This is a genomic window from Streptomyces sp. SID4985, assembly GCF_009863025.1.
In the GTDB taxonomy this organism is placed as follows: Bacteria; Actinomycetota; Actinomycetes; order Streptomycetales; family Streptomycetaceae; genus Streptomyces.
This window is the reverse complement of the sequence record NZ_WWIR01000008.1, coordinates 1-5,010: the sequence shown is the minus strand read 5'-3', so window position 1 is coordinate 5,010 and position 5,010 is coordinate 1. Positions and strand designations below refer to the sequence as shown.

The 5,010-nt window shown below is 71.8% G+C and carries 5 protein-coding genes and 2 pseudogenes; 5 read left to right on the top strand and 2 right to left on the bottom strand.

Translation table 11 applies throughout. From position 1 onward, the window contains the following. A partial coding sequence (locus GTW40_RS00390; RefSeq protein WP_161178127.1) for a DUF397 domain-containing protein occupies window positions 1–108 on the bottom strand: 108 nt, incomplete at its 3' end. Further along, window positions 105–980 carry a helix-turn-helix transcriptional regulator gene (locus GTW40_RS00385; protein WP_161178126.1) on the bottom strand — a complete coding sequence of 292 codons (876 nt, stop codon included), beginning with the start codon at window positions 978–980 and terminating at the stop codon, window positions 105–107. The genes GTW40_RS00390 and GTW40_RS00385, both read right to left, overlap by 4 nt. Before the next feature lie 140 nt (window positions 981–1,120). Here GTW40_RS00385 and GTW40_RS00380 point away from each other — a divergent pair. From GTW40_RS00380 to GTW40_RS00360, 5 genes and pseudogenes are all read left to right on the top strand, one after another. Beyond that, window positions 1,121–1,596: pseudogene (locus GTW40_RS00380) on the top strand (ATP-binding protein). Window positions 1,597–1,808: 212 nt separating this feature from the next. Continuing rightward, entirely contained in the window at window positions 1,809–2,891 is a 1,083-nt protein-coding gene (locus tag GTW40_RS00375) for a helix-turn-helix domain-containing protein (protein ID WP_161178125.1), read from the top strand. Between the two features lie 31 nt (window positions 2,892–2,922). Beyond that, window positions 2,923–3,789, top strand: coding sequence for an N-acetyl-1-D-myo-inositol-2-amino-2-deoxy-alpha-D-glucopyranoside deacetylase (gene mshB, locus GTW40_RS00370; RefSeq protein WP_161178124.1), 867 nt, complete (start codon window positions 2,923–2,925; stop codon window positions 3,787–3,789). Further along, window positions 3,786–4,202: a DUF6113 family protein gene (locus GTW40_RS00365; protein WP_161178123.1), complete on the top strand. Its 417-nt coding sequence runs from the start codon at window positions 3,786–3,788 to the stop codon at window positions 4,200–4,202. The genes mshB and GTW40_RS00365 overlap by 4 nt, the downstream gene beginning before the upstream one ends. 152 nt (window positions 4,203–4,354) lie before the next feature. Next, a pseudogene (locus GTW40_RS00360) lies at window positions 4,355–5,010 on the top strand (hypothetical protein); the annotation flags it as partial.

Genomic DNA, 5,010 nt, shown 5'->3' with positions numbered 1-5,010 from the left:
GGGGGTTACGGCGATCTCCACGCAGGAGTTGCCGTCGTTGCCGCCGCTGTAGCTGCTCTTGAACCACGTCAGCTCGGAGGCGCCACCGTCAGCGGTCTTGCGGATCATTTCTCTCCCAGCAGTTGCTCGATGAAGGCCAGCGACTCCCCTGGTGAGAGTGCCTGAGCCCGGATCGTGCCATACCGCAGCTCAAGGATGCGCAGCTGTTTGGGATCAGAGGTCGGCCTGCCGTTGAATGCGCCGTCGGACCGGCCCACCGCTGAACCGTCCGCGAACTTCAGCAGTTCGATCCGGCCGTCCAGTCCCGAGTGGGTGGTGCAGTTGTTCGGCATCACCTGAAGGACGACATTGTGCAAGTTCGCCACCTCCAGCACGCGTTCGAGCTGTTGGCGCCACACCATTGTGCCTCCGATGGGCCGCTTCAGAGCCGCCTCTTCGAGGATGAAGCTGAGTGCCGGTGCGGGCGAGCGCTCGAAGACCGCTTGCCGGGCCACGCGCGCGGCCACCATGCGCTCCACGTCGTCCGGCGAGTAAGGAGGCTGCGCGGCGCCGATCACCGCTCGTGCGTGCTCCGGTGTCTGCAGCAACCCGGCGATGATGTTGCACTCGTACAAGGCAATTTCCACCGCCTGCGACTCCAGCTTCCCCAGCTCCCGCACCTTCCGGGGATAGCGGACCCTCTTCACGTCCTCCCAGGCCGCCGAGATCAGCCCGTTCGCCTTCAGCAGCTCGTCCGCCCTGTCCAGATACTCCCGGCGGGGAATCCGCTTACCGCTCTCGATCTTGTAGACGAGGTCCTCGCCGTACCCGATCGCCGCCCCGAACTCCGCCGCCCGCATCCCCGCGGCTTCTCGTCGTAGCTTCAACTGCCTTCCCACCGTGGCGATGACAGCCGCGCCCCATTCGTCGTCGGGCTCGACCTCCCAGCCGGACTCGTCGTCCTCCACCGTGATCCGTACCGCCTCGCCGTCCACCGACATGCGCAACTCCTCCGGTGCGTCGTACCGCCCCCGCACCGGCTGCCGACAGGATGGACACCCCCGGACCAAGCGCCGACAGTGACCGTACGCGACGGTGCGTTCACTCTTCACGGTAGGGCGATGCGGCAACCCTGGGTGATGTGAATGCGGAAAACACCGGGGCCACGGCCCAACTCAACCATCGTGCGGGTGACTTCAGCCTGCTGTTCTCGTCCACGCCGCGAGGTGCCCGGCTCGCCCGGCTGCTCGCCGCCGATCAGCTGCGGAGCTGGGGGGTGCCGAGCGGGACTGCGAGTCAGATCGTGGCGGAGCTGGCGGCCAACGCCGCGACCCACGGCAGACTGCCCGGCCGCAGCTTCCGGATGACGCTCGCCCTCTGCGGCGGCACGCTCCGCATCGAGGTCACCGACACGCGCGGTGACCGTCGTCCGGAGTGCCAAGAGCCGGACCGGTACGCCGAGTCGGGGCGCGGTCTGCTTCTCGTCGCCGCCCTGGCCGACCGCTGGGGCGTCTCCGAGGACTGCTTCCCCGCAAGATCGTGTGGGCCGAACTGAAGCTCCCGGCACCGGAGCACGGCCCGCCGGGTTCCGGTGACCGCGACGGTCAACAGACCTGAAAAGACCCTGGTGGAAAGGCACCCCACCAAACCCCACCAGTACCCCGCGGGTCGCTCTCACTCTGGCGAGTGAACATCACCGATTCCGCTGGCAATTGCCTCCCCCAACGGCCCTACTCTCAGCGCAACAACCGCAGACATACGTCGGCCCCCGCCGGGAGTGGCTTCCCAGTGCGAGGGCCTGACCACCAAGGAAGTTAGGCCCCTTCCCGATGGATACGCTGAACCCTAGCGCGCTCTCGCGCGCCCGGTCCCGCATTGTCGGCAACACGCACCCGAACCGGGTGTATCGCCGCGGCGGCGGCCTCCTGCACGACAACTCCCGTCACACCGTCCGCTTCACGGTGATCGGCAACCACCTCACCCAGCACGCGGACCTCTCCCTGCTGGCGATCGGCCTCGGCTGCCACATCCAGTCGCTGCCCAAGGGCGCCCGCGTCGACATCAAGAGCCTGGCCGCCCGCTTCCCCGAGGGAGCCGTCCGCATCGCCGCCGGGCTGCGCGAGCTGGAGAAACACGGGTATCTGCGCCGCGAGCGCGAGCGCATCCCCGGCGGGCGCATCATCACCCGCACGGTGTCCTGCAACCAGCCCGCGACCCGTCACCCCGACCGGGCGAACGGCTCCGGCCACGAAGACGAGGGCCCGACCGCCCACCCCGATCACCAGAGCGCCCCATCCATCGAACCCTCCGAACCCTCCGAGGTCTCGGCCGACGTCGCGCCGGGTGGGTCCACGTCGCCTGACTGCGCACCGAGTGAGGCCCCGTCGCCCGACTGCACGTCGAGTGGGGCCACGTCGTCCGACCGCGCGCCGAGCGGCCCCCGTACCCGCCGCAAGGCTCTCCCCGCCGTCCCCGTCCCCTCCTGCACCGCGCCCGCGCTGTTCGAGAGCGCCGCCCGCCTCCTCGCGGACCTGCGCCGAAGCGACGTACGCCTGCTCCTCTCCACCGACGACACGGCCCACCTGACCCCAGGTGTCGCCGTCTGGCTGGAGCGCGACGTCACCCCCGCGGCCGTACGCCACGCCCTGACCGCCGACCTCCCCGACGGCCCCCTGCACCGCCCCGCCGCCCTCTTGGCCCACCGCCTTTCCGCCCTGCTCCCACCTCCACCTCCGTTCCACCCGACCCCCACCGCCGCCCCGCCGCCCGTACGACATCCCCTCCAGACCTGCGACGGCTGCGAACGGGTCTTCCGCGCCGCCGACCCGGGGCTGTGCCGGGACTGTCGGGAGTGGACTCCGGCAGGAGCCCGGGGTGATGGGGGCACTGCCGTGCCCGAGCCCGCTTCCTGAGCCCGCCCGCCCGGCCTCGTACGCTGGACCCATGACGGATCTCCCCGCCCGGCGGCTGCTCCTGGTGCACGCGCACCCGGACGACGAGTCGATCAACAATGGCGCGACCATGGCGAAGTACGCGGCCGAGGGTGCCGGGGTGACGCTGGTCACCTGCACGCTCGGGGAGCGGGGGGAGGTCATCCCGCCGGAGCTGGGGCATCTGAGCGGGGACGCGCTGGGGGAGTACCGGCGGGGGGAGCTGGCGGCCGCCATGGGGGAGCTGGGGGTCACCGACGTGCGGCTGCTCGGGTACGGCGACTCCGGGATGATGGGGCTGCCCGACAACGACGAGCCGGGAGTCTTCTGGCAGGCCGATGTCGAGAAGGCGGCCGGGGCGCTGGCGGACGTCATTCTCGAGGTGCGGCCGCAGGTCGTCGTCATGTACGACGACAACGGGGGGTACGGGCACCCGGACCACATCCAGGCCCACCGCGTCGCCATGCGGGGCGTGGAACTGGCCGCCGGGCGCGGGCACGAGGTGGCCAAGGTGTACTGGAACCGGATTCCGAGGTCCGTCGCCGAGGAGGGCTTCGCCCGGCTCGCCGAGGAGCTGCCGGACCTGCCCTTCCCCAAGAGCGCCGTCATCGGGGACCTGCCCGGTGTCGTCGAGGACGCGCGGATCACGACCGCCGTCGACGGCACCGCGTACGCCGCCGCCAAGGCCGCCGCGATGCGCGCCCACGCCACCCAGATCACCGTGGCAGGGCCGTACTTCGCGCTCTCCAACGACCTGGCCCAGCCGCTGTTCACCACCGAGTACTACGAGTTGGCGCGCGGCGCGGGCGAGCCCGGGGAGAGCGACCTGTTCGCCGGGATCGAGGACGGGACCGAGGACGGGATCGAGGTGGCCTCGTGAGCGGGGACGGACGTGGATCGATGCTCGCGCAGCCGCTGCGACCGCCCTCCGCCGGGCGGGCGTTCGGACTGTTCGGGCTGTTCGTGCTCGGCGCGGTCGTCGGGCTCGCCGGATCGCTGATCCAGGACGCCTGGCTCCCGGGGGGCCTGCTGCTCGCTCTCGCGGGCGCGGCCGGGACGTTCCTCGGCGGGGCGTACGCGATGGGCGCCCGCTCCGGTGCCGTGGCGCCGGTCATCGGCTGGGTCGTCGCCGTCATCCTGCTCACCGCCAGCCGCCCCGAGGGCGACTTCCTCTTCGGCGCGGGCGGCGCCTCGTACTTCTTCCTGCTCGGCGGGATGGCCATCGCTGTGATCTGCGCCACCCTCGCCCCGGGACGGCAACCCCCCGCCCGCTCCGGCCGACTTGGCAACTGACGTACCACTTCGTGCGACAACCGTGCGGGTCCGGTGCGGGTTTCCCCGACGGTCGTGGGATACGCGCCAGAAGTGGCCAGTATGGTGGTGCGCGCCGCCGAGAAGCCCGCTGAGGTCATGACGGGCGGCGGAGCCAACCGGGAGAACCTGCCTTGAGTCGTGAAACTGACACTCCGTCCTCCGGGAGCAACGGGCGCGGCGGAGCCGCATATCCCTCCGGGACACCGCCGTACGGGACCTCCGCCGCGTCCGACGGCGGTCCGGACGCGGACCGTTCGGGCACGCGGCCCGAGGAGCGCAAGACGGAGACCACGCTGACCACCCGCATCCGGATCAACATCCCCGGATCGCGGCCCATTCCGCCGGTCGTCGTACGCAAGACCGTCGGGGACGGCGAGGGCGCCGGGGACGAACCGGCCGCCGAGGCACGGCCCGAGGCCGCCGCCGCGCCGGACACCGCCACCCCCGAACCCGCTCCCGAGCCTGCCGCCCCGCCGGCCGAGGAGAAGACGAGCGACTGGTTCGCACCCCGCAAGTCCGGCGCCAAGGGCGGTGGTACGGGCGGCGGTACGGGCGGTACGAACGGTGCCGGGATGCCCGGCGGTGCCGCCGCCGGTGCCGCTCCCGCTCTTGGTGCCGGTGGTGCCGGTGGTGCCACCGGTTCCGCGCCCGCGCTTCCGTCCGGCGGACAGGCCGGGCTGCCGACCCGTCCGACCGGCGGTGCCTCCGGTACGCCCCCGCTGCCCACCCGGCAGAGCGGCGCCACGCCTCCGCTGCCGACCCGTCCGGGCGCCGGTGCCGGCCGTTC

Excerpts from the sequence above, each read along its gene's own strand:
- GTW40_RS00375 (WP_161178125.1), top strand. The coding sequence starts at position 1,809 with ATGGATACGCTGAACCCTAGCGCGCTCTCGCGCGCCCGGTCCCGCATT.
- GTW40_RS00385 (WP_161178126.1), bottom strand. The coding sequence starts at position 980 with ATGTCGGTGGACGGCGAGGCGGTACGGATCACGGTGGAGGACGACGAG.
- mshB (WP_161178124.1), top strand. The coding sequence starts at position 2,923 with ATGACGGATCTCCCCGCCCGGCGGCTGCTCCTGGTGCACGCGCACCCG.